The following is a 23,651-nucleotide window of genomic DNA, read 5'->3' on the forward strand; positions in this document are numbered from 1 at the left end:
GGCCAGGAGACACAAAGGCCGCCGCCCCGTGTGGGGCGGCGGTTTCTGATGCCCGCCGGGGGTCCGGCCCAGGGGCTACCCTTCGCCGCCGGCCGCGCTGCCCGGCCCGCCAGCGCGGACCTCGGCGCGCCTCTCGCCTGACGGCAGGGTGAACCAGAAGGTGCTGCCCTGCCCCGGCACCGAGTCCACGCCCATCTGCCCACCGTGGCCTTCCACAATGCGGCGCGCCACCGACAGGCCAATGCCGTTGCCCAGGTACTGCTCGCGGCCATGCAGGCGCTGAAACACCGTAAAAATCCGCTCGTGATAGGCCGGGTCAATCCCGATGCCGTTGTCCTGCACCGACAGGCGCACCCAGTCGCCTTCGCGCTGCGCGCTGACCTGCACCTGTGGGGCGCGGCCAGGCGCGCGGAATTTCAGCGCGTTGCCTATCAGGTTTTGCAGCAGCTGACGCAGCTGGGTGGGCGAGGCCAACACGGGGGGCAGGGGGCCGGCGCTCACGGTGGCCCCGGCCTGCTCTATCTGGCTTTGCAGGTCGGCGCGCACCTGACGCAGCAGGTCGGCGGGCTGCACACGCTGGGGCGGCTGGCGGTCGGCCGTGACCCGCGCGAAGGTCAGCAGGTCCTGAATGAGCTGCTGCATCCGTGCGGTGCCCTCGGTAATGTGGCGCGCGTAGCGCTCGACTTTGGGGTCCGCGTCCGTGTTAAAGCGCCGGGCCAGCAACTCAGCAAAGCTGGTGATGGTGCGCAGCGGCTCTTGCAGGTCGTGACTGGCCACATACGCAAACTGCTCCAGCTCGCGGTTGCTGCGCTCCAGCTCCTGGGTGCGGCGCACTGAAGTCTGGGCGTGTTCGGCGCGGTCCAGCGCCAACTGCAGGCTGAACACCACGGCGCTGAGCAGCTGCTGGTCAGCGGCGGTCCAGGCGCGCGCTTCCTGCCGGCCCACCCCCAGCACGCCCCGCATCTGGCCGTTGACCATGACCGGCAGGGCGGCGCTGGCCCGCACGGCACTCAGCTGCACCCGCGCCACGGCCGGGGTGGACTGGGCGTCGTACTGGTGCTGATAACGCGCCTCGCCCGTGGCAAACGGCTCGTCCAGATTGTGGGCGCCGCCGCGCGGCAAGCCCGCTTCCAGCCGGGCCAGCAGCGCCGGGTCATGAAACCGGCCCCGGTGCGACTGCAGGGCCCACAGGTCACCGCCTGGTTCGTAATAGGTGCTGAAGGTGTGCGGCAGCAATTTCACAATGGCGTCCTGCGTGCGGCCCACCAGGGTCAGGGCGTCACTTTCCTGCGCCAGGTCGCGGGTCAGGTCGGCAAAGGCTTCCAGGGCGCGGGTGCGCGCCTGCAGGGCCGCGTTGCTCTCTTCCAGGGCAGCGGCGTGGCGCTGAAGTTCCTGGGCCTGCTCCACATGTTCCAGCGCCACGCCCAGGCTCTGGGCCACACTTTCGAGCACCACCTTGTCGGCCTGCGACCAGGGCTGGGCGCTGTTCAGGCCAATGGCAAAGATGCCGCGCGGGCGCCCACTCACCAGCACCGGCAAGGTGGCGGTGGTCTGCAACTGCGCGGTGGCTTCGGGCAGCCCGTCGGCGTCGTGGTCGTAGGCCTCCTGGTAGTACGGCTGCAAACTTTGCCACGGAATCAGGAGGTTCGGGGTGCCTTCATAGGAAATCCCGGCGTCCAGCACCCGCTGCAACTCTGGACTGCCCAGGTCCCCCACCTGAGATTTCAGGCGCCACAGCCCGCCAGCCGGTTCGTAGTACACCGCAAAGCCCTGAGGCAGCAGGGTCAGGGTGAACTGCTGGGCGCGGCGAATCAGGGCGTACAGGTCGGTGTCGCGGGTCAGGTCGCGGGTCAGGGTGGCAAAGCCCTCCAGCACCATCGTGCGCGCTTCCAGCTGCACATTCTGGGTGTGCAGCTGCTCGGCCAGGCGGGCCAGGCCCCCCTCGCTGCGGCGCAGGCTGGCCTCGCTGGCCGCCAGCTTCTCGGCGCTGCGGGTCAGGTCGCCTTCGCGCTGGGCCAGGCTCTCTTCACTGTGGGTCAGCCGCTGCGTACTCAGGGCCAGCTGCGCCCGCATGGTGTCCGCCTGGGAGCGGCGCAGTTCTTCGGTCAGCCGCTCGGTGCGGCGCTGCTCGCGCAGGTCCCGCACGTAGCCCACCACCAGCAGCCGGTCACCCTCAGAGGCGCGCAGCAGATATACCTCGACTGGCAGGCTCTGGCCGCTGCGGTTGAGCATGGTTTTCTCGTACCAGCCCGAATCTCCGGTGCGAAAGGCGCGCTCGAACGCGGCGGCATCGGCCTCGCGCTCGCGCTCGGGGGTCAGGGCCAGCCAGTCAATCTGCCCGGCTTCAAACTCGGCGCGCGAAAACCCCAGCAGGTTTAAGTAAGCGTCATTGACCTCGACCAGCTGGCCGTCCGGGGTGCCCGCCGCAATCCCGATGGGGCTGACACTCATGAGGTGCTGGGTGCGCTCGGTGGCGCCGGCCACGGCCTTCCCGGCGCACAGGGCCAGCCCCCCCAGCGCCGCCAGCGTGCGCAGCGTGTCCTGGTCTTCTGGAGAGGGCGGCGCGTCGTAGGCCACGAGGAGCACCGCAGTTATGGGCTGCCCTGGGCCGCCGGGCAGCGGCGCGGCGGCCCAGGCGCCGCCCCCCTCTTCCTCCTCATACAGGAAGTGCCCTTCCTGGGCGGCGCGCGCAGCCCGCCCGGCCCAGAGCGCCGCCGAACCCGGCAGCGCGGCCGGGGCCTCCTGCGCGCCGGTCGCCTCCCAGGCAGCGCCACGCGCCCTGAGCAGCGCCGCCCGGACGCCGGGGCGCACGGCGTGGGCCAGCAGGCACGCCGGCACGTCCTGCAGCGCGGCGCCGGCCAGGGCCTCGGCGGCGTCCCGCAGGGTCACGGGGTCTCCGTGCCAAAAGGTTTGAGGATGGCGGTCAGGTGCAGCGTGGGCACGCGAGCACCATAGCGCAGGCAGCGGCGGGCGCACACCGCGCAGGCCCCGGCGGTCATGGGCGCAGCCAGAGCGATCACGGCCCGGTCACGCCGGGCATGATGAACTGCTGGCACGGACAGGGCGTCAGGCCCGCCGAACCCGGTGAGCAACGCCCGCGCAACGCTTCATCCGCTCTACTGACCCCACGCCCACTTTCAGAACAGGAGACCGACATGACCACCTCTGCCCGCCGCACTGCCACCCTGCTCGCCCTCAGCGCCGCGCTGCTGGGCACCGCCCACGCCCAGAACACGGTGAACCTGTCGGGCCTGCAGCTTCAGCCCATCAAGATTGCCAACCTGGACCTGAATGTGCTGCGCGTGGCCCCGAACGTCTTTCAGCAGACCCTGCAAGCGCCCAACGCCCTGCAGGTCAATCTGAGCGACCTGCCGGCCCGCATTCAGGCCCGCGACGCCGAGGTGACCCGCAGCCTGAATGTAACCCGCAGCCTGGCCGCCAGCAGCGACCTGCGGGCCGACGTGGCCCGCGCCGCCCTGAGCCTGCCGCGCGGCCTGACGGTGCCTGTCAACGTGCGGCTGCGCACCGGCGAGGACAAGGAAGTGCTGCTGTTCGGGCAGGACACGGTGGCCGTGAACGTGGCGCAGGCCGAGGCCGACGCCGGACGCAACCGCGCCGCCGTGCTGCAGTCGTTTGGCCTGAACGAACAGAACCCCGTCCCCCGCGAGTTCCTGTCGGCCGACACCCTAAGCAGCGTAAATATCGCGGCGAACATCAACATCAAGGCTCCGCTGCTGGCCCCCATGACGCTGACCAACACGCCGCCCAAGCCCTCGCAGCCGGGTCAGGAACTGGGCGACGGCTTTGTCAACAACCCCAGCGACGGCGCCTGCCGCTTTACCCCCACCAACGCGCTGTTTAATCAGATGCGCGGCAACGCCATCAACCAGATCACGACCATCAAGGACCAGGGCCGCCGGGGCACTTGCATGGCCTTTGCTTACGTGTCCGCGCTGGAAACCATGATTGCCAGGCGCACCAAGACGCCCTTTAACCTCTCGGAGCAGTACGCCTACTACTGGCTGCGCGGCGACGACGGCGTGCTGGGCGACGGCGCCGGCTGGGGCGACTTTAACGACGCCATCGCCAAGGCGCGCATGATTCCTACCGAGGTGCGCTGGAAGTACAACCCGTCCCGCAGCCGCACCCGCGTGCCCGCAAACAATGACCAGCCCATCACGGCCTTCAAGAACTCCTGCACGAACTACGCCAACCAGGCGTGCAGCGACACCACGGCTCAGGCGCAACTGGTCTGCCAGAGCGGCACCAACAACTGCGCCTGGAAGCCCGAGTGGGACATCGCCCCCAACGCCGCCTTTAACTTCCGGCCCACCCAGGGCAACGAGGTCTGGGTCTCGCTGGGCGGCATGAACCTGGGCAACGCCGACGCCACCCGCGCCTACCGCCGCGCCATGCTGCGCCAGATGATTGACCGGGGCGACCAGCTGATTCTGGGCTTCACGGTGGACCGGGCTTTTGACAGCATCGGCGCCAACGGCCTGCCCAACACCGCCCTGATGGGCCAGAGCCCGCGCGGCGGCCACGCCATCCACGTGGTGGGCTACGTCAACACCGGCAACCAGACCTACAACGTCAAGATTGGCGGCCTGGTGAATGCCAAGATGACCCTGCCCACCGGCTACTTCGTCATCAAGAACTCGTGGAGCTGTGGCTTCGGCGACGGCGGCTACGCCTACTTGCCCGACAACTTCATGGATCAGGAAGTGTACGGCGTGTACAACCTGCGTGCGAATGCCGTGGCGAGCGATATGGCCGGCTTCTAAACAGAACAAAGGAAGGGGGCCGCAGCCGGCTTGCGCTGCGGCCCCCTTCCTTTGTCTTTACTCGACTGTCACGCTCTTGGCGAGGTTCCGGGGCTTGTCCACGTCCTTGCCCAGTGCAGTCGCCGTGAAATACGCCAGCAGTTGCATCGCCACCGCGTTGACCACCGGGCTCACCATCTCGTGGGCGCGGGGGACGTAAATGACGTCGTCGCCGTGGCGGGCATTCTCGGTATCGCCATCGCTCAGGAACAGAATGACCTTACCCGCGCGGGCGCGCACTTCCTGCACATTGGAAATGGTCTTTTCCAGCAGGCGGCTTTCGGTGGCGATCACGGCGACCGGGAGATGCTCGTCAATGAGAGCAATGGGGCCGTGCTTCATCTCGCCGGCTGCGTAGGCTTCGGCGTGGATGTAGCTGATTTCTTTCAGCTTCAGGGCGCCTTCATAGGCGGTGGGGCTGTTCACACCGCGTCCCAGAAACAGGTAGTCGCGGGCCAGGGCGTACTTCTCGGCGACTTCCTTGATGCGCGCCACACGTTCGGGGGCCAGGGCCTCTTCCACAAGACGGGGCAGTTCGCGGGCGGCGTGCAGCAGTTCGGCGCCCTGCTCGGCACTCAGGGTGCCGCGCGCGCGGCCCAGCCACAGCGCCAGCATCAGGAACGCGCTGACCATGCTGGTGTACGCCTTGGTGCTCGCCACGCCGATTTCGGGGCCCGCGTGGATGTACAGCGTGTCGTCCAGCTCGCGCGTCATGGAGCTGCCCTTGGCGTTGATGACCCCCAGGGTCTTGGCACCAAACTTCTTGGCCTCGCGCAGGGCTTCAAGGGTGTCAATCGTCTCGCCGCTCTGGCTGACCACAATCGCCAGGGTGTGCTCGGAGACGAGGGGATCGCGGTAGCGGTACTCGCTGGCCACGTCCACTTCCACTGGAATGCGCGCCAGCTGCTCGATCAGGTATTCGCCGACCAGACCGGCGTAAAAAGCAGTGCCGCAGGCAATGATGGAAATACGCTTAAACGAGCCGGGATCGAGGTTGATGTCCAGGTTCACCTCGCCGGTCTCGTCGTGCAGGCGGCCAATCAAGGTGTTCGTCAGGGCCTGAGGCTGCTCGTAGATTTCCTTGAGCATGTAGGTGTCGTACCCGCCTTTCTCGGCGGCCTCGGCGTCCCATTCAATGTGTTCAATCTGGCGCTGCTGGGGGGTGCCGGCCAGGTCCATGACCTTAAACCCGTCGTCACTGAGGACCACCATGTCGCCGTCGTGCAGGAACACCATGTTGCGGGTGTAGGCCAGCAGGGCGGGCACGTCGGACGCCAGGAACATCTCACCTTCGCCTACGCCCATCACCAGCGGGCTCACAGTCCGGGCCGCCACGATCTCGCGGTGGTCCACGTGCGTCACCACAATGCCGTAGGCGCCGCGCACCTGGCTGAGTGCCACGCGCACCGCCTCTTCCAGGTTGCCGCTGTACGCCTCTTCAATCAGGTGGGCCAGGACTTCGCTGTCGGTCTCGCTCTTGAACTCGTGGCCCCGGCTCATCAGGCCTTCTTTCAGGGTCAGGTAGTTCTCGATGATGCCGTTGTGAATGATCACAATCCGCCCGTCTTCGGTGGCATGCGGGTGCGCGTTCGTGTCGTTTGGTAGGCCGTGGGTGGCCCAGCGGGTGTGTCCAATGCCCAGAGTGCCGGGCAGCGGCTGGCCTTCCAGCAGCGTGCTGAGGTTGGCGAGTTTGCCCGCCTTCTTCTTCACGTCAATCTGGCCGTCATGGCATACCGCGATGCCTGCGCTGTCGTAGCCCCGGTATTCGAGTTTAGCGAGGCCCGAAATCAGAACCTCTTGCGCCTGCCGGGGGCCGATATATCCAACGATTCCGCACATAGGTGATCCTTCGGAGCGCGCATGGCTTAGGGCAGATGGCTGAAGGCAAAGGGCCTGAGAAGACCACCTGCCCTAAGCCATTGACCATATGCCAATCGCCTCCCTGGTGCCTGCTGAAGTTGTGTGCATCGTTCGCGGCTTTATCTCCGTGTCGCCACGGGGCTTATGGCCGCAGATTCACGCCCGTATGGGCGCCGGGTAGGCCCTGAATGCTGGCCTGGAGGCATCCGCAGAACACTCGCTGACCTCCACCTCGTCTTCCCCGGAAGGGGACCTTGCGCTGCCCTGTTGGTGTGGACCGGACACCAAACGGTCCGCCCGGCAGCATAGCACCCAGGCCAGCACTCAGGTGAGTACGGCACTCATGCGGGCGCCGCGCCGTGGGACCCCCAAGATACCCCCACGCCCCCTTCATCCGTCCCGGCCTCCCCTTGCTAGGATAGGAGCGCTTCCGGTGGGCTGTTCTGTACGCCCAGACGGGGCTCTGCACTCCCCACCAAGGTAACAACCATGCCCACGTATCTGTATAAAAATTTGACCACCGGCGAAATCTACGAGTTGCAGCAGAGCATGCGCGACGACGCCTACACCGTCCACCCCGAGACCGGCGCGCCGGTCAAGCGGGTGCTGGCGCGCCCCGGCATTGCCTTCAAGGGCAGCGGGTTTTATGTCACCGATTCGCGCCCCAAGACCGAGGGCAGCGGGGGGGGCGGCGGCGAGTGAAACCTGCGCGCGCCTTCGGCCTGGGGCTGCTGCTGGCCGGTGCGCTGGCTGGCGCGTATCTAGCAGGCGGGGTCACGGCGCGGAGCACCCTGGTCACGGCCGACGAAATTAATACGGTCGAGGTGGCGCAAAAGGCCCTGCAGGCTGTGGTGCGCGTGGACAACCGCCTACAGCGCGAGCGGCTTCAGCCCGGTGACCTGCCCACCGAGACAGGCACCGGCTTCTTCTACAAAAAAGACCTGATCGTCACCAATTACCATGTGGTGCAGTATCAGGAATCCATCACGGTGACGCTGTACAACGGGCGGCGCGTGACGGCCAAACTGGAAGGCATTGACCCGGGCATTGACATTGCCATTCTGCGCGTGACAGGCGTTACGGCCCCCGCCACCCTGAGCTTTGGCTCCAGCGCCCGCCTGATTCCGGGACAGAAGCTGATGACCATCGGCACGCCCCTGCGCATTCCCAATTTTGTGGGCACGGGCGTCTTTAGCGTGGCGGCCAGCGCCCGCGACGTGCCGCGCAACGACGGCCTGGCCGAGGAAGTGGGGCAGTACCTCACCACCACCGCCAGCCTGCAGCAGGGCAACAGCGGCGGGCCGGTGCTGGATTCCCGTGGGCTGGTGGTGGGCGTTGCTGATGCCAACGCCGCCCCCAACGGCCTGGTGCCGGGCGTCATTGGGATTGCCCTGCCGGGTGATCTGGTGCGGCAGAGCCTGGATGACCTCGAAAAGGTGGGGGTGCCCCAGCGCGGCACGCTGGGCGCGGGCCTGGTGGACCTGGAGACCCTGGACCCGGCGCTGCGCCAGCTGGCGGGCCTGAGCAGTTCGGAGGGGGCCTTGGTGGATCAGGTGCCGGCGGGCAGCGCCGCCGCCCGTGCGGGCCTGCGCGGCAGCCTGCGCAACAACCGCGACCAGCTGCTGGCCCCCCTGGGCGACGTGATTGTGCAGGTCGACGGCCAGCGCGTGCGCGACTCGTTTGACGTGATTCGGCTGGTGGCTGCCAAGCGGCCGGGGCAAACAGTCACGCTGGATGTCTGGCGCAACAAGAAGCGGGTGGCGGTGAAGGTCACGCTCCTTAAACGTACGTTGCAGTAAAGCGGAAGAGGGTTCACGGCGCGCCAGCGGCCGGTTTCCTCTACGATAAGCTTTCCCCGTGAACCTGATTCGACGTGAGCGCCTGCTGGCCAGGGTGCAGCAATCCCAGGTGACCTTGCTGATTGCCCCCTCCGGTTATGGCAAGACTGTACTCCTGGCTCAGCTGGCGGAGGAAACTGGCACTGCAGCGGTGCGTCTTGACTTCCGTGAAGTAGGCAACGACCTGCACACGCTGGTCTCAGATCTTGCTGACGCCCTGAGCCTCTCTGCACCTAGTGTCGCCGAGGCTGTCAAGGCGGCCAACACGGGGCGTCCACTTTCTGCCAAACAGCTGGCCCAGCAGTTGACGCCGCTGAGCCCGACTTTATTTTTGCTGGACCACGCAGAACGGCTCAGCCGCGACAACGAATTATGGCTGGTCACGCTCATGAAGCTTTTGCCTGCGCAGCACCGGCTGCTGATGGCGGCCCGCCACTGGCCCTCAGCAGAGGTGGCCTCACTGGTAGCGTCGGGGCAGGTGCATGTGCTTGGCCCTGAGCAGCTGGCTTTCGATGCTCACGAGGTCACGCAGCTGGCGGCAACCCAGGGGCGCCAGCAAGACACCGAACTTGAGGCCCAGCATGGCTGGCCTATGGGTGTGGCGCTCACCGTGGCAGGCGCTTATGGTCACTCGGCTGGCGACCTGATTCGAGCCCTGTTGGGCAGCCTACCCATGGAGCTGCAGCGGGCCCTTCCCTTTCTGGCCCCCTATGACCTCTGGACGCCGTATCTGCCTGATCTGCTCGGCCTGAAAGTACCAGATGACTGGCTGGGCCTGCTCATCAATCAACGCCTGCCTCTGCTGCAGCAAGGTGGAGCAGTACAACCTCATGAGCAGGTGCTGACTGTACTTGATGAACAGTTACGTCTACAGCGCGCAGTGTGGCAGGCCACTTACCGGCAAGCGGCCCAGACAGCCTTGACTCAAGACCAGCCACTGCAAGCACTGAACTTATTGATACACGCTGAATTATCACAAGAGGCTCTGGCGGCGGCTGAGCAAATCATGCCAGCTCTCTTTCAACGGAGCCAGTTTCGCCTTATCCGAGAGATGGTGGCTCGCCTGCCCTCAGAGGGAGTGGCGGCCTCACCTACACTCAGCGAGGTCTATGGACTTTCCTTGATCGAAACTGGTCAAGCAATGGCCGGCGGGAAGCAGTTGCAACACTTGGCGCAGCGCCCGGAAACTCGCGCCCGCGTTCTCCCATATCTGGCTCACAGCTCATTTATGCAATCGCGCCAGAAAGAGGCTTTAGAGCTCATCGAAGAGGCAAAACTACACTGGTCAACCCTCTCCGCAAAGCAACAGGTCTTTCTCCTCACCACAGAGGGAAATCTCATTCGAGATACCGATAGTGACAGAGAGACAGCGCTTGAAAAACATTTGGCAGCTGTGACTCTGGCCGAACGGACTCACCAGGAAAGTGCGTTGGGTGCAGCTCTTATCGCCTTGAACGTCACCTATCTCCAACTGGCGAGGACGGACGACGCCTTGAATGCTGCCATGCGGGCTTACGAAATCTTTGACCGGCTGGGACAGTCTGGGCGCCTGCCCATCCCTCTGTTAAACGCAGCCATCTTGCACGGCACCCTTGATAAAGTGGATGAGGCCGAAGAGCTGCTGCGCCGCGCACTCTCAATATCAGAAGAGCAGCAAACGAGTACCACGACTAACATTTACTTTGCGTTGGGAGGCGTGGCCCTTAAAAAGGCTCAGTTCGACGAAGCGAGTACTTCTTTCATGAAGGGCATTGAGCAGGCCCGCCTCTCTAACCAGCCTGACATGGAGTTTTTGTCCCAGGCTCTCCTCTCCGAAACCGCACGTGCTCAATTCCAACACACCGAGGCCGACCGACAACTTGCTCTCACAGAGAGCCTGCTGGAGCGGCACCCACAACTCACAGAGATCCCGACGCTGACGACCCTCCTCCGCTTCCAACGTGGCCAGCGGGCCTGGGCACAGGGCGACCGCGACGGTGCGCTCGGCTTCTTCCACAATTACCCAACCGATTCAGGCGAACTGGCCGAGTGGGCGGCTCGCGCCCGCCTGTATGTGGCGCAGATTCACTTTGAGCAGGGCAGGCTGGAACAGGCCCACCTTGATGCGTTCATGGAACTTCACCGCCAGGGCAAATCGAGACTGTATCTCAATCTTGACCTGCCGCTCTTACGTCCTGTGCTGCAAGAGGCTGTGCGCCGGGGCTGGTATGCCGACGAACTGGCCGACTATGCCTTTGGGCGCAGTGAAGCCCGGCGGCGTGTCTTTGTCCGGACACTGGGCCGACTGGAGCTGACGGTTGACGGCGAACCACTGCCCCTCACAGGTGCCAGCCGGGCCCGAGCCCAGGAACTCCTGGCGCTGATGGCCCTGCTGCCGCCGGCCACATCAGCCGAGTTACAACGCACCCTGATTGGAGAGGATCGCGGGGACCACCGCAACGCCCTTCAGACCCTGCGGACCAGTCTGGCTCAGGCCACTGGCATAGAACAGCCTGTGGTGCAGGACGACCAGCGGCGCTACACCTTCAGCGGGGAACTGGATGTCCGCACCGATCTGGACGAACTGCGCCGGGCCACGCGGCTGCGCAACCTGATGCTCATCCGGCGCATTCTGGGCGGCGATACGGCCTTTCTCCCAGGGCTCGACCGGCCCTGGGCCGCCGACCTGCGCGACACCGAGGTTCCAGAGGCGCTGCACGCCGCCTACCGCGTTCTGGGCACCGAGGCGCTGGAACGCGGCGCCCTGGCTGAGGCGGCAACGCACTTTGAAACCATGCAGCGTCTCTTTCCGGAAGCCGACACCCTGCGCACCCTGATCGAGTTGTACCGTGGTCTGGGCGACCCTGGCCGTCAGCAGGACTTCGAGCGCGACCTTGCGCGGCTCTGAAGGCCAGGGCCCGGTGACGCGCGGCTGACCTCCTTACTCCTTCTGATCTGAACCCCGTTAGAGCAGGTGACAAGAGGCGCTGGGCGGCGTCGATCAGGGTGGCCTGTGATGAAGAGGAGGCGTGCGGGCCTTGAGCCTCCATCTCCGGCGCTCGCGCCATCCAGACCCGCACCAGCGGCCCAAAAGCTTCCCCCACCAGAAGCCTCGTCTGCCAGCCGTACACCCGGAGTGACCGGGCAGCCTGGGCCACTTCACGCACTTCCGCGTAACTCTGGAAAACCACCCACAGGACACCAGCCTGATCCCGGCAGACCGCCGGACGGTCCAGGCAGCGCCAGCCCTGCACAGGGCCCAACTGGGTGCGCGCCTGCCGCAGATGACGCCGCAAAGACTGGTGCTCAGGGGTCTGGGGGTCAGGAGCCGGCGTGAGCCCCAGGGTTGCCAACGCCGCGCGTTCAGCCAAATCAAGCTGATGGTCCAGAGTCAGCACAGGGGCCACCAGATTGGAACAGCAGCGCCAGACATGCCACCCAGAGTAGAACTGGCGGCGTCCTGGCCTCGTCATAAATGCGCTGCCGTTCCGCAGGGGTTCCACAACATTCCACAGGTCGGCGGCTACCTTTGGCGCATCCCGCCCAAGCCTCTCGCTGACCAGGAGCCTGCGCCATGACCCTCACTCTGCCCCCTTCTCAGTCCCCGCACCTTCAACTGTACATTCAGGCGGCCACCACCGATCACTGGGCCGAGGCCACGGCGCTCCTGGCCCAGGCGTACCAGGCAGCGCCGCCACAGACGCTGTCCAGCGACGACTGCCGCATCCTGCTCCCGCTGACCGACGCCCTGACCTATCTGGGCCAGCATCTGCCCTGCCTATCGCCGACCCTGGCGCTGCTGCACCACCTCATCCAGCTCCGCCCAGCAGCCTAAAGAGAACAGCAGGCCTGGAGACCCGTGCGCAGCCTCTATTCAAGCTCCTATCAAAGTGATATCACTTTGATAGGACATCCATCTGGAGGTTGCCTATGAATGAACTGCAGCATGTACCCACCCCTGCCCCGCAAGGTGGCGTGTCTCCGCGCAGCGGCGTGGCCAGCGTGGAGCGGCCTGCGTTTGGCCTGCCCGGCGTTCCGGTCTTTCTGGCCTGGCTGGTGGCGGTGGTGGGCAACTTCTGGCTGCTGCTCAATGACTTTCCGGGCGCCGCCGCCGCGCTGGCTGTGCTGTTGGTGTTCGTGGTCATCGGCTTTTTCATCGTGCAGCCCAACCAGGCGACCAATCTCACCCTGTTTGGGCGCTATGTGGGCACCGAACGGCGCAACGGCCTGTACTGGACCAATCCGCTAACGGTGCGCCGGAGCGTCAGCCTGCGGATTCGCAACTTCAACAGCGAACGCCTGAAGGTGAACGACGCGGCGGGCAGCCCCATCGAGATTGCCGCCGTGATCGTGTGGCGCGTGGTGGACACGGCGCGGGCCGTGTTCGATGTCGAGGACTACGCGCAGTTTGTCGCCATTCAGGCCGAGACCGCCCTGCGCCACCTGGCCAGCCAGTACCCCTACGACGAGTACGAGGACGGCCGCATGAGCCTGCGCGGCAACGCCGATGAGGTTGCCGAGGCGCTGGGTCAGGAGCTGGCCACCCGCCTGCGCCACGCGGGGGTGGAGGTGCTTGAAGCCCGGCTGTCCCACCTGGCCTATTCGCCCGAGATCGCCGGGGCCATGTTGCAGCGTCAGCAGGCCAGCGCCATCATTGCGGCGCGCGCGCAGATCGTGCAGGGGGCCGTGGGCATGGTCGAGATGGCCCTCAAGCAGCTGTCCGACCAGGACATCGTGCAGCTGGACGAGGAGCGCAAGGCCCAGATGGTCAGCAACCTGCTGGTGGTCCTGACCAGCGAACGCGGCACGCAGCCGGTGGTGAACGCCGGCAGCCTGTACTAAGGCGCCGTGACCCGCAAGAATTTTCCCCTGCGCATCAGCCCTCAGCTGTACGCCGCGCTGGAACGCTGGGCTGCCGACGACCTGCGCAGCGTCAATGCACAGATCGAGTATCTGCTGACGCGCGCCGCCCGCGACGAGGGCCGCCTGAAGCCCACGCCAGAACCCCCACCAGAGCCCAGCCAGGACTAAACAACAGCTGCCCCCCAACCAGTGTGGGGGGCAGCCTCTTTCAGGCTAAGTGGCCGGGGCCGCTTAGTTCAGGATGCGTTTGAGGTGCAGGTAAATCTCGTACCAGTCTTGCTTGTCGCGCGGGCGCTTGCCACGCAGCTCGATACGCGACAGTGTGCGTACCCAGTCCGGCGTGATTTGCGGCCCCAGGGTCGGGTCAGCCACCAGGTCGGCCAGACCTTTGGGCAGCGCGCCCTCGGTGGACGCTCCATAAAACTCGACACCTTCCAGAAGGTCGTGCACCGTGATGGTGTACGCGCCCGCCAGAGTCTGGAGGGTTTCCAGGCTGGGGTTAGTGCGGCCACGTTCCAGGTCACTCAGGTAAGGCACGCTAATGCCCGCCGTCTCGGCCACGTCTTTCAGCCGCAGCCCGCGTTCACTGCGGAGTTCGCGGAGTCTTTCATGCAGTTTCATTCTTCACCTCCTCGGCTGCGGCTTGGCCTCACACTGCCCTGCGGGTGCAGGAAGCGCGTGCCGCCTGGGGTCGTCCCCACCCGGCAGGCAGGTTTGCCTGTGGGCAGAATGGGGCTACCTTGCTTGGAGTGTAACACCGCCCCGCACTACGGTCAATACAGAATGAGGGTTAACCCTTCTTGCCCTTCACGATTTGCCCTGATAAGATGAGCCCTACAACAGGCCCTCCTCCACGCATTTCTGCTCTGCACCGCACTTTCCCTGACCTTGACCTCGCCGCCCACCGGGCGGGAAGGAGTGCCCCCCTATGCGCGCCCTGGACACTATTGCCGAAAGCATCCGCGTCGGCTACGCTCACCCCACCACGCTGCTGAATACCCTGATTGAGGTCGAGAACGAGGGGGGGCTGGGCGCGGTGCGGCGCATTGAGCGGCAATTGCACCTTGGCGTGACCGCCCTGCGGGAGCGGCAGCACCCCAACACCGAATTGGCCCAGACCTGGCTTAATTCGGCCCGTGCTTATCTGATTACCCGCGCTGAACGCCGACAAGCGGTCTAAGACAAAGCAGAAAAGAGGCCCGGCTGTATATGCCGGGCCTCTTTCTTTGCCGTGCTTGCCGCCCCTTATTTCAGGCTGTAAATGTCCTCGTATTTGCGGTGCAAGTAGGCGACGTAGGGGTCAGCGGTCAGGGGCTGGCCGGTGGCCTGCACGGTCAGTTCGTCGGGGGTCAGGCTGCGGCCATGCTGATGCACCTGATCGGCCAGCCAATCGCGCAGGGGGCCGTAGTCGGCGCGGTCGGTCGCGGCGGCAATCTCCGGTGAACGCCGCGCCGCTTCCAGCAGCTGCACACTCAGCAGATTGCCCAGCGTGTAGGTAGGGAAATAGCCAATCAGGCCGGCTGACCAGTGAATGTCCTGGAGGACACCGCGGGCGTCGTCCGGCGGTGTCAGGCCCAGATACTCCTGCATCTTGGCGTTCCAGGCGTCCGGCAGCTCGGCCACCGTGAGGCTGCCTTCCAGGAGGGCCAGTTCCAGCTCGAAGCGCAGCATGACGTGAAAGTTGTAGGTCACCTCGTCGGCCTCTACCCGGATCAGACTGGGGTTCACGCGGTTGACCGCACGGTACAGGGTCTCGGCGTCCAGACCCTCTGTGACCTCGGGTGCGACCGCCTGCAACTGGGGGAAGTACCGCTCCCAGAAGGGTCGGCTGCGCCCCAGCAGGTTCTCAAACATCCGCGACTGGCTCTCGTGAACACCCAGGCTGGTGCCACTGGACACCGGCGTGCGGGCCCAGCGCTCGGCCACCCCCCGCTCATACATGGCGTGGCCAGTCTCGTGCCAGGTGCCAAAGCAGCAGGCGGGCCAGTAGTCTTCCACGCGCGTCGTAATGCGGATATCGCTGCGGCTAAATGAGGACTGAAACGGGTGGGCGCTCTCATCCTGACGGGCAAACTGGTCCCGGAGCCCAAAAGCCTCGCCCGCCACCTGCCAGGCGAAGGCTTTCTGCGCGCCGTGCGGGAAAGGCCGGGTCAGCACGCTGTAGTCGGCCGCGTCCCCCGCCGCCCGAATGCGGGTCAGCAGCGGCAGCGTGCGGTCACGCAGGTCGGCAAAGACAGCCTTGACGTGCGAAGCGCGCATGCCCGGTTCGTAGTCGTCCAGCAGGGCGTCGTAGGGGTGCTCGTCGTAGCCGCTCAGATCGGCCTGCCGGCGGGCCAGGGTCATCAGGCGGTCCAGATACGGCGCAAAGGCCGCGAAGTCGCTGTTGGCGCGGGCCTCCAGCCAGGCATGATGGGCCTCATTCTGAACTCGGGTGCGTTCCTCGACAAAGGCGGTCGGCAGTTTGGTCGCCTTGTCATAGTCCCGGCGGGCCACGCGCACCACAGCGGCTTGCGTATCGTCCTCTGGCTGGGCCGCAGCCAGCAGCTGTCCCGTCTGGTCATCCGCCAGCAGTTCGTGTGCCAGGCCGCTCAAGGTGGTCAGTTGCAGGCCGCGCCCAGCTGCCGCTTCGGGGGGCATAAAAGTCTCCTGCTCCCAGGAGAGCAGGCTGGCAGCGGCCTCCAGGTCATTAATCTGCCCCAGACGGCGCATCAGGTCGGTCATGGTCATGCGCCCAGCCTACCGCCGCCCAGCACCGCTCCGCCAGACCGCTTAGAGCCGTGCTTGAGGGTCCGGCATCAGGAGCTCTGACGCCCTTCATCTCCTCGCAGCAACAAGTCCGAGATGTACCAGGACGAACGGCGACAAACGACTGTGCAAAGGGGCTCCTCCGAGTTCAACACTTCTCCATCATCAAGCTGCCCCTTGTCAGTGAACCCCTCTCGCCCGGCACCCGCCCCGCTCTGACTTACTGCCAGCGCTCGTGGCCTTCGCTGGCCTCGTTCAGCAGCAGCGGCCGAACCTCGCCCAGCAGATAGAGGCTGCCGCAGACGAGCGCCAGGTCGGCGGTCAGGCCGCGCAGCGCCTCCAGCGCCTCGGCGGGCGACCGGGTCACGGTTACTGGTACACCGGGGAACAGACGCCGCAACCTCTCCGGGTCGGCGGCGCGGGGACTCAGGGCCGCGCGCGTCAGGATGACCTGAGACGCGAGTGGCCGCAGCGCCTCCGCCACGCCAGTCAGGTCCTTGTCCTCGGCGGCACCGAACACCAGCGGCAGCGGGCCCACTCCCAGCGCCCCCAGGGCCTGCACCAGGGCCTGCGCGCCGTCTGGGTTATGGGCGCCGTCCAGCATGACCCGTCCCCCCGCCCAGGGCAGCACCTCCATGCGCCCCGGCCAGCGGGTCTGGGCGGCGCCGCGCTGGATGGCCTCTGCCGGGAGCCCCAGCCTCTTCGCCGCCAGCGCGGCCAGGGCGGCGTTGCGCGCGCCGTGTTCCCCCAGCAGCGGCGTGTGCAGGGCGAGCGCGCCCGCTGGACTGTCCAGCTCAAGCGCCGCGCCGGCCCAGCCACGCAACTCGGTCTGAAGACGAGCCTCCTGGCCCAGCGCCCACAGGTCGGCTCCCTGGGCACGCAGCAGGGGCAAGAGGTCAGAGGCCACCCCCGTGACTGCGGGCTGCCCCGCCCGCAGAATGCCGGCCTTCTCGGTGGCGATGGCCGTCAGGGACCCGCCCAGCACAGCAGTATGGTCCAGCGCCACATTGGTAATCACACTCAGGACCGGCGAGAGGGCATTGGTGGCGTCCAGTCGCCCGCCCAGGCCCACTTCCATAACCGCCATCTCGACACCGGCCTCGGCAAACAGCAGAACGCCCAGGGCCGTGACGATCTCGAAAAACGAGGCCTCCTCGGTTTCCGCAGCGGGGCGCACGCGGGCCAGCGCCGCCGCAACCGTCGGCTCGCACAGCTCCTGACCGTCAACGACAAACCGTTCGGTGAAGCGCGTGAGGTGGGGGCTGGTGAACAGTCCTGTGCGCTGCCCGCCAGTATTCAGCATGGCGGCCAAAGTCGCGGCGGTCGAGCCTTTGCCGTTGGTTCCTCCCACCAGCACAGTCTGAAACTGCCTCTCCAGTGACCCCAGGCGTCCCAGGAGTGCTTGGACCCGGCCCAGACCCGGAGTCATGCCAAAGCGTTGTCGTGAAAACAGCCACTCCACGTCTGCCGGCCCACCGGCGCCCAATGTCATCTCCCCAGCATAGAAGAAGGGCCAGGCTGCTGTGCCCGGCCCTGCCCATCTTTCTTCAATTCTGAGGGGTGAAATACGTTTCGAGGGCCGGCACCAGCTGCTTTTTACGGCTGATCCGCGCCCCCAGGTCGGCCACCTGCCCAGACACGGCCGCCCCGAAGACCTCGCGCAGCACCTTGTCCTCAGTGGCACTCAGGACCAGCGTGCGGTTGGTCTCGTTCAGGATGTCCACAACGCTCAGCAACACGCCATTTAGGCGGTCCTCGGCCTTCACGGCGTCCATCGCTGCCAGCAGCTCGGCCTGCCGCCCAAACACGTATCCAGGATTGGTGGTTTCAATGACGCCCAGACCCCACTGCTGCGGCGCCGTGACCTCTCCGAAGGGAAAGACCTTGTAATCCATGCGCAGCAGGGTCTCGGCTGGGGTATCGCCCAAGTCGCTCTTGGCGGCGAACATGGCCAGGGCGTAGGCCGTCACGTCCTCAATGCCGGCCACAGGCGCCAGGAACGCCACCGCCTCCTGGTCATCAGCGGTCGTGGTTGGGCTGCGGAAGTGCAGGGTGTCACTCAAGATGGCGCTGAGCATCAGCCGGGCCTCCAGAGGCTCCACAGCCAGTCCGGCCTCCCGAAACAACTTCAGGAGGATGGTCCCAGTCGAGCCGACCGGCTCAAACCGCAAGTACGGCGGCTGTGCAGTGCTCAGGTCACCCAGCTTGTGGTGGTCCACCACGCGCGTCACGGTGAGCTCAGACAGATTGGGCAGTGACTGAGCACTCTCGTTGTGGTCCACCAGCGCCACCGCCGTGCCTGACGGCAGGGTCTCCAATAGAGGTGGCGCTTCCACGCCCGCTTCCCGCAGCACAAACGCCGTTTCAAAATTCAGATCACCCAGACGGTACGCCTGGGCTTCTATATCTTGACGTGTCAGCAGTCGCGCATACACCAGGGCGGCGGTAATGGCGTCGGTATCGGGGTTGAGATGACCAAAGACAGCAAGCATAGGGGAAGTGTAACGGGTTGACGCTCCAGCGCCGCGCCGACAGCACAACAGAAAAACCCCCGCACACGGCGGGGGTCTTTAGAAAAGGAAGTTTAGAAGTTGACCTTGTAGCTGATCTTGAAGACCTGGCCACGGCCGTCGGCGATAGCCGCGCCAGCGCCGGTGGGGGTCACGAGCTGGCCAGCGCTGTTGCGCAGACGCAGGTTGCCCACGCCGTAGCCGAAGGACAGGTCGTAGTAGTTGCCTTCGACGTACAGCAGGTCTTGGCTGACGGTCTCGTTGTTGTTGTACTGGTCGGTGAAGCGGCCCGCCACAGCGGTGCCAGCGTCAATTAGACCGGTAAAGGGGATGTACGCACGGTTCTTGGCCTGATAGCCAGCGTAGTACACAGCCAGCTTGGTGTTGGGCAGCAGGAAGTCATTGAACTTTACGCCAGCCAGGTAGCGTAGACCCGTAGCCTGGAAATCAGTGCCGTTCGCCGTAGGCGTAGTGGCGCCAGTCGCCAAGTATTCCCCGTAGTCGTAGCTGCGGCTGTAGTAGCCCACCTGACCTTCAAAGCTGGGGCGGAAAATAGTGTTCAGGGGGTCCGTAACCACTTTCACACCAGCAGCGACTGCCGTGCTGTTAGCCGCTGTGTTGCCCTGAGTGTTGCGCTCGGCATTGCTGTAAGTATCGTTGCTGAAACCAGCTTTCAGGTCCACCTGAGCAACGCCGAGCTTAGTGCTGTAAAGCGCGTCGCCGTAGAAGAAGCTGTTGCTGTAAGAAAGGGTAGTGTTGCGGTAACGCGAGGCGTAGCCCAGGCGTACGTCCAGGTTCTTGATCAAGGCTGCGGCGTCCTTACCACTGTGAGCCAGTTCTACACCGTACTCGCTGTAGCAAACAGGGTCAGTGAAGCTGTTCTGGGTAAAGGTCAGCGCGCGGCCCACACCGTCCACGTCGGTGCTGCGGATTCCGGGGTGCTGGTCGCCACAGCCATCCTGGTCCGTCAGCTCATTGCTGGTCAAAGTGTAGTAGCTGTTGTACAGGCTATTGCGGAACAGCCCGCTGTCGCTCTGGTTCTTGGAGTTACCCAGGCGCAGGTCACGGTAGTACGCGCCCAAGGTGATCCCCAGGCCGGGGGTTAGGTCAGCGCGGACGTTGTAGCGCACGCCGTTGCCATCAACACCGTTCACACGGTCATAGGCATTGGGTTGCTTGAGGTACTCGTAGTAACCGCCACGTACCGTCACCAGGTTCAGCAGATTGACCTTTGCAGTAACGCCGCGGTCAACGATAGCCGTTGGCTCTGTGGTCGTAGCGCCTAGGCTCTTGCCGTAACCCACCTGGCTGTCCCAGTACCCGCCTACAGCCACAGGACCAAGCGTCGTGCCAATCTTGACACCAAAGCCGGTCTGGTCCGCCGCGTAAGGCGCGGTGCTGTATGTTTCAGTTGGGTTGGCTTCCATGATGCCAGCCGTTGCGTTGTATCCCGCACTAATCGTACGGAAGTTCAGGTTGTACACCTTAGCAATAGTGCCAATGTTGCCCGAGGTCTTGACGTAGAAGGCGTTCTCGGTGGTGGTAGTGGCAGTCCGGGTGGGGGCTGCACCAGCCACGCGCGTGTAGGTTGCCGTCGTCACGCGGCTGGTGGCGTACTCGCTGTCCAGCTGCCAGCCACCAACAGTGCCATGCAGGTCAGCACCAAACGTGGTGACATCGGCAGTAATGGGGGTGTTGACACCCGTATAAGCAGGCGTCGTCGTACCGACAGCGGCCCTGTCCGTCGCCGCATATGCAGCGGCAGCCTCACCAAAGGCATCCGCACCTTCTTGCAGGTAGTGGATACCAGCTTTCAGCGTACCAACGGGGGTAATGGTCGCGCGCACGCCACGGTAGTACCTGTTATCACCATTAGCGCCGCCAACAGCAGTGTTCTGGCCACGGCTGCCGTACACCGTCTGGATGGTGGGCTTAAAGGCACCAATCACAGGCAGGGTGCTGCCGTCAACGTTCACGATAAAGCCGTCGCCGCGCCCAGCGTAGTCGTTGTCGCCAATGTAGTCAGCGAACTTGAACTTCAGGTTCTTACCGAAGGTCACAGTGATGGGCGCATTGCCTACAGTGAAGTTGGCAGTGGCGTTGCGGAAGTAGAAGAACAGGGGACGGTAAGTGATGCTGGTAGCCGTATCAGTGACATCAGGGTAGTTGGCGTACTCACCGGCCGTGATGCCAGTTGAGGAGGGCAGACCAGCGGTAATACCGAAGGTCACGTCCACTGAGTTCACGTTCAAGCTGCCAGGGCCGGGCACGAAGGCACCACGGATGTCGCTGCGGCTGGTATTGATGGCACCACCAGGTGTATTGAAAGTGATGCCAAAGGAAAGGGTCGTGCGACCTTCAACATTGACCGGAGGAGTGACGATAATCGGCCTACCAGCAGCATCAACCGAATCCACGGTCGTGCTGAAGCCGTAGAAACTAGCCGCCGCACGCTGGCGGTCCAGAGGAGTTGAGGTCGGCGTGATCTGACCACTGGTTACTAGAACGTCACCACCCGTCAGGTCGGCCCAGTCCACCGCTGTGTCGTTGGTGTTGGTGTTATCGTCGGTGCCCGTGCTAAAGACGGTACCGGGAATCAGACGATCAAAATCCATGTTGCGGCTGGCGCGGGCCACGTAGTAGGTGGCAGCCAGGCTGGGCTTGATGGTGAAGGCATAACGTTCCAGCTGAGCCACGCGGTTGTCCAGGTTCGTGACCTTGGTTTCCACGACGCCCACACGGCCAGCCAGGTTGTCGAAGTCGGCGCGGGCCACGAGGTCGGCTTGGGCGGCTTCCACAGCGCTGACGCGGTCTTGCAGGTTCAGGATGTCCTGGTTCAGCAACACGGTCAGGTCGTTCAGGGCGGCGATCGAGCTGGCGTTGTCGTCCACATCGGCGCGCAAGGTGTCGTACTCGTCGGCGCGGGCGGTCAGCTCTTCGATCTGGGCGGTGATACCGGCCAGGGCGTCGGCATCGCCGGTGGCCGCAGCCACCATTTCGACGCGCTCTTCGAGGCGGGCGAAGTCGTCACGGCTGACGGCGTTCTCTTCCAGGTCGCTGACGCGCACGCCAAGGGCAGCCAGGTCAGCGGCGAGTTCCTGAATCGCGTTCTGCAGCGCGGTCAGGGTCTCGGGGTCCAGGTCGCTAGGAGCAACGTCGCCAGTGCGGACCTGGTCCAGCAGGCGCGCGATGATGACGGCCGCTTCGTAGCGGGTCAGGTTCTGCGTGCCGCGGAAGGTGCCATCGGGGTAGCCCAGGATGATGCCGGTGCTAACCAGACGGTCAATGGCGTCCTTGGCCCAGTGACCGGCGGGAACGTCGGTCAGTGCGGGCACCTGGGGCGCGCTCGCAGGCGCAGTGGTCTGCGCAGCGGCAACGCCAAAGGACAGCGCAGCGGTGAGAACGAGCAGGCTTTTCTTCATATGAACCCCCAAAAGGTCGTCGCGCGTTGGCAGCACGTGGCTGACGGCTCTGAAGACGACGGTGGGGCGAGTTGCCGGGTTTCCTCTCCCAAGAAACAATCGCCGCGCTCCGCACTTCCTCCGCGCAACCTGACATTCTTCGCCTGTCGGTTCAGAAAAGTCAGATCAGGCGGATGATACAAGCATGAAAGAGAGGTGGTCAACCCTGAGAGAGACATAAAAGCGTCATTTTAGGCCATTTGGCCTTTTTCTGACGAAGTGATGAAGGGCAACTGACGCCTTCCTGGCTCTTGGAGCACTGAGGAACTTCAGGCTTCGTGAGCGTTGAGACTCAAAGTCTTCTGAAACCAGGCGGGAATTTGCCCTTTGAAGTAGCGTTCGGCCCAGCCCGTTGCCCAGCTGTGAAACTCTCCGGCTTCAATTGCGACTCGCGCTCGCTCGACCAGGCGGTGCAGGTAGCGCAGGTTATGCAGAGACAGCATTCTTGGCCCCAGCATCTCCTCGGCACGCACCAGATGGGCCAGATAGGCACGGGTGTACTGCCGGCACGCATAGCAGTCACACTCACTGTCAAGGGGCATCAGTTGCTGCCGGGGGGCGCTGGCGTTCAGATTCAGCCGCCCGTCGTCCGTCAGCGCGTAGCCAAAGCGGCCCGTCCGGGTGGGGTACACACAATCAAACATGTCCACACCAAGCGCAATGCCGGCCACCAGATCCTCAGGGTGGCCTACACCCATCAGGTAACGGGGCTTGTGGGCTGGCAGCCGGTCTGCTGTAAAAGCCACCGCTGGATACATCTCTTCTTTCGGCTCGCCCACGGCCAGACCACCCAGGGCGAACCCAGGCGTGTCGTAGGGTAGCGTCAGCTCTAAACTTTGCTCCCGTAGGTCCTGATGGACGCCCCCTTGAACGATGGCAAACAGGGCCTGCTCCGGCCTGGTCTTGGCCTTCAGGCAGCGTGCCAGCCAGCGCTCAGTGCGCTCTAAGCTGCGCTGAATGTAGTCGCGTTCCGCTGGATATGGTGGACACTCGTCAAAAGCCATGATGATATCGGCGCCCAGAGCCTCCTGAACGGCCACACTCCGCTCAGGAGTCAGCTGAACGGCACTGCCATCAATATGGCTTTTAAAGGTGACCCCTTCCTCAGTAATTTTGCGCATGTGGCCCAGGCTCATGACCTGAAAACCGCCAGAATCTGTGAGGAAGGGCCCAGGATAAGCCGTGAAGCCGGGCAGGCCCCCGTGTGCCTGGACCAGGGCCTCGCCGGGCCTGAGCATCAGGTGGTAGGTATTTCCCAGAATCATCTGCGACCCAATGTCGAGCAGTTCCTGCGGGCTGATGCCTTTCACCGTGCCCTGGGTTCCAACAGGCATGAACATCGGCGTGGTCACGGCGCCGCGCGGCGTATGGAACTGCGCTACCCGTGCCCGGCCGTCGCGCGCCTGAATCTGAAACTCAAACATGCCCGGCATTGTGCCCGATTTGCTCAAGACAGGCGCCCCGCTACCAGCTTGATCTCTCTTGATCTCTAAGATAGCCCAATGTCGTACTCTCGCATTGGTTGCAGGCCGGGTATACAGAGGCGTACGAGGCCGTGTTAACCACCAGCAC

General features: G+C 64.6%; 17 protein-coding genes and 1 pseudogene. 9 read left to right on the top strand and 9 right to left on the bottom strand.

The window, feature by feature from the left end; translation table 11 throughout:
- Nucleotides 1–75 precede the first annotated feature (75 nt).
- Together GO986_RS13495 and GO986_RS22615 are read right to left on the bottom strand one after the other, a co-directional pair.
- Nucleotides 76–2,889 carry a PAS domain-containing sensor histidine kinase gene (locus GO986_RS13495; RefSeq protein WP_157459816.1) on the bottom strand — a complete coding sequence of 938 codons (2,814 nt, stop codon included), beginning with the start codon at nucleotides 2,887–2,889 and terminating at the stop codon, nucleotides 76–78.
- Entirely contained in the window at nucleotides 2,886–3,056 is a 171-nt protein-coding gene (locus GO986_RS22615; protein WP_198170679.1) for a hypothetical protein, read from the bottom strand. Before GO986_RS22615 ends, GO986_RS13495 begins: the two co-directional genes overlap by 4 nt.
- Nucleotides 3,057–3,155: 99 nt before the next feature.
- Between GO986_RS22615 and GO986_RS13500 the strand changes: the two genes are divergently transcribed.
- The gene (locus GO986_RS13500; RefSeq protein ID WP_198170681.1) at nucleotides 3,156–4,784 is read left to right on the top strand and encodes a C1 family peptidase; all 1,629 of its coding nucleotides are present in this window, start codon (nucleotides 3,156–3,158) and stop codon (nucleotides 4,782–4,784) included.
- A 57-nt stretch (nucleotides 4,785–4,841) separates the two neighbouring features.
- Here GO986_RS13500 and glmS read toward each other — a convergent pair whose 3' ends face one another.
- On the bottom strand, nucleotides 4,842–6,662 hold the full coding sequence (gene glmS / locus GO986_RS13505; protein ID WP_157459818.1) for a glutamine--fructose-6-phosphate transaminase (isomerizing): 1,821 nt from the start codon (nucleotides 6,660–6,662) through the stop codon (nucleotides 4,842–4,844).
- Nucleotides 6,663–7,172: 510 nt separating this feature from the next.
- Here glmS and GO986_RS13510 point away from each other — a divergent pair.
- From GO986_RS13510 to GO986_RS13535, 7 genes and pseudogenes are all read left to right on the top strand, one after another.
- Nucleotides 7,173–7,385: an FmdB family zinc ribbon protein gene (locus GO986_RS13510; protein WP_157459819.1), complete on the top strand. Its 213-nt coding sequence runs from the start codon at nucleotides 7,173–7,175 to the stop codon at nucleotides 7,383–7,385.
- Complete coding sequence (locus tag GO986_RS13515) at nucleotides 7,382–8,482, top strand: S1C family serine protease (RefSeq protein WP_369409363.1); 1,101 nt, start codon at nucleotides 7,382–7,384, stop codon at nucleotides 8,480–8,482. The genes GO986_RS13510 and GO986_RS13515 overlap by 4 nt, the downstream gene beginning before the upstream one ends.
- Before the next feature lie 109 nt (nucleotides 8,483–8,591).
- Nucleotides 8,592–8,915 (top strand): annotated as a pseudogene (locus tag GO986_RS23470) (AAA family ATPase); the annotation flags it as partial.
- 1,110 nt (nucleotides 8,916–10,025) lie between these two features.
- Nucleotides 10,026–11,408 (top strand): tetratricopeptide repeat protein, encoded by a 1,383-nt coding sequence (locus GO986_RS22975; protein ID WP_232337787.1) that lies wholly within the window; start codon nucleotides 10,026–10,028, stop codon nucleotides 11,406–11,408.
- Nucleotides 11,409–12,074: 666 nt separating this feature from the next.
- Nucleotides 12,075–12,335 (top strand): hypothetical protein, encoded by a 261-nt coding sequence (locus GO986_RS13525; protein ID WP_157459821.1) that lies wholly within the window; start codon nucleotides 12,075–12,077, stop codon nucleotides 12,333–12,335.
- 95 nt (nucleotides 12,336–12,430) lie between these two features.
- A complete protein-coding gene (locus GO986_RS13530) occupies nucleotides 12,431–13,342 on the top strand; it encodes an SPFH domain-containing protein (RefSeq protein ID WP_157459822.1) in 912 nt (303 codons plus the stop codon).
- 6 nt (nucleotides 13,343–13,348) lie between these two features.
- Entirely contained in the window at nucleotides 13,349–13,531 is a 183-nt protein-coding gene (locus GO986_RS13535; RefSeq protein WP_157459823.1) for a type II toxin-antitoxin system antitoxin, read from the top strand.
- Nucleotides 13,532–13,594: 63 nt separating this feature from the next.
- Here the strand turns inward: GO986_RS13535 and GO986_RS13540 are convergent, their stop codons facing one another.
- A complete protein-coding gene (locus GO986_RS13540) occupies nucleotides 13,595–13,984 on the bottom strand; it encodes a helix-turn-helix domain-containing protein (protein ID WP_157459824.1) in 390 nt (129 codons plus the stop codon).
- Between the two features lie 307 nt (nucleotides 13,985–14,291).
- On the opposite strand from GO986_RS13540, the gene GO986_RS13545 reads away from it, so the two are divergent.
- Nucleotides 14,292–14,543, top strand: a complete 252-nt coding sequence (locus GO986_RS13545) for a hypothetical protein (protein ID WP_157459825.1) — start codon at nucleotides 14,292–14,294, stop codon at nucleotides 14,541–14,543.
- 65 nt (nucleotides 14,544–14,608) lie between these two features.
- Here GO986_RS13545 and GO986_RS13550 read toward each other — a convergent pair whose 3' ends face one another.
- From GO986_RS13550 to tgt, 5 genes are all read right to left on the bottom strand, one after another.
- Nucleotides 14,609–16,090 carry a carboxypeptidase M32 gene (locus GO986_RS13550; protein ID WP_157459826.1) on the bottom strand — a complete coding sequence of 494 codons (1,482 nt, stop codon included), beginning with the start codon at nucleotides 16,088–16,090 and terminating at the stop codon, nucleotides 14,609–14,611.
- A gap of 238 nt (nucleotides 16,091–16,328) precedes the next feature.
- Nucleotides 16,329–17,600, bottom strand: coding sequence for a bifunctional folylpolyglutamate synthase/dihydrofolate synthase (locus GO986_RS13555; RefSeq protein ID WP_232337788.1), 1,272 nt, complete (start codon nucleotides 17,598–17,600; stop codon nucleotides 16,329–16,331).
- 55 nt (nucleotides 17,601–17,655) lie between these two features.
- On the bottom strand, nucleotides 17,656–18,600 hold the full coding sequence (locus GO986_RS13560) for a manganese-dependent inorganic pyrophosphatase (protein WP_157459827.1): 945 nt from the start codon (nucleotides 18,598–18,600) through the stop codon (nucleotides 17,656–17,658).
- A 92-nt stretch (nucleotides 18,601–18,692) separates the two neighbouring features.
- On the bottom strand, nucleotides 18,693–22,040 hold the full coding sequence (locus tag GO986_RS13565; RefSeq protein ID WP_157459828.1) for an S-layer homology domain-containing protein: 3,348 nt from the start codon (nucleotides 22,038–22,040) through the stop codon (nucleotides 18,693–18,695).
- Nucleotides 22,041–22,348: 308 nt separating this feature from the next.
- On the bottom strand, nucleotides 22,349–23,503 hold the full coding sequence (gene tgt, locus GO986_RS13570) for a tRNA guanosine(34) transglycosylase Tgt (protein WP_198170683.1): 1,155 nt from the start codon (nucleotides 23,501–23,503) through the stop codon (nucleotides 22,349–22,351).
- Nucleotides 23,504–23,651: the final 148 nt, after the last annotated feature.

Origin of the sequence: Deinococcus arboris, from assembly GCF_009755355.1 — a bacterium.
In the GTDB taxonomy this organism is placed as follows: domain Bacteria; phylum Deinococcota; class Deinococci; order Deinococcales; family Deinococcaceae; genus Deinococcus; species Deinococcus betulae.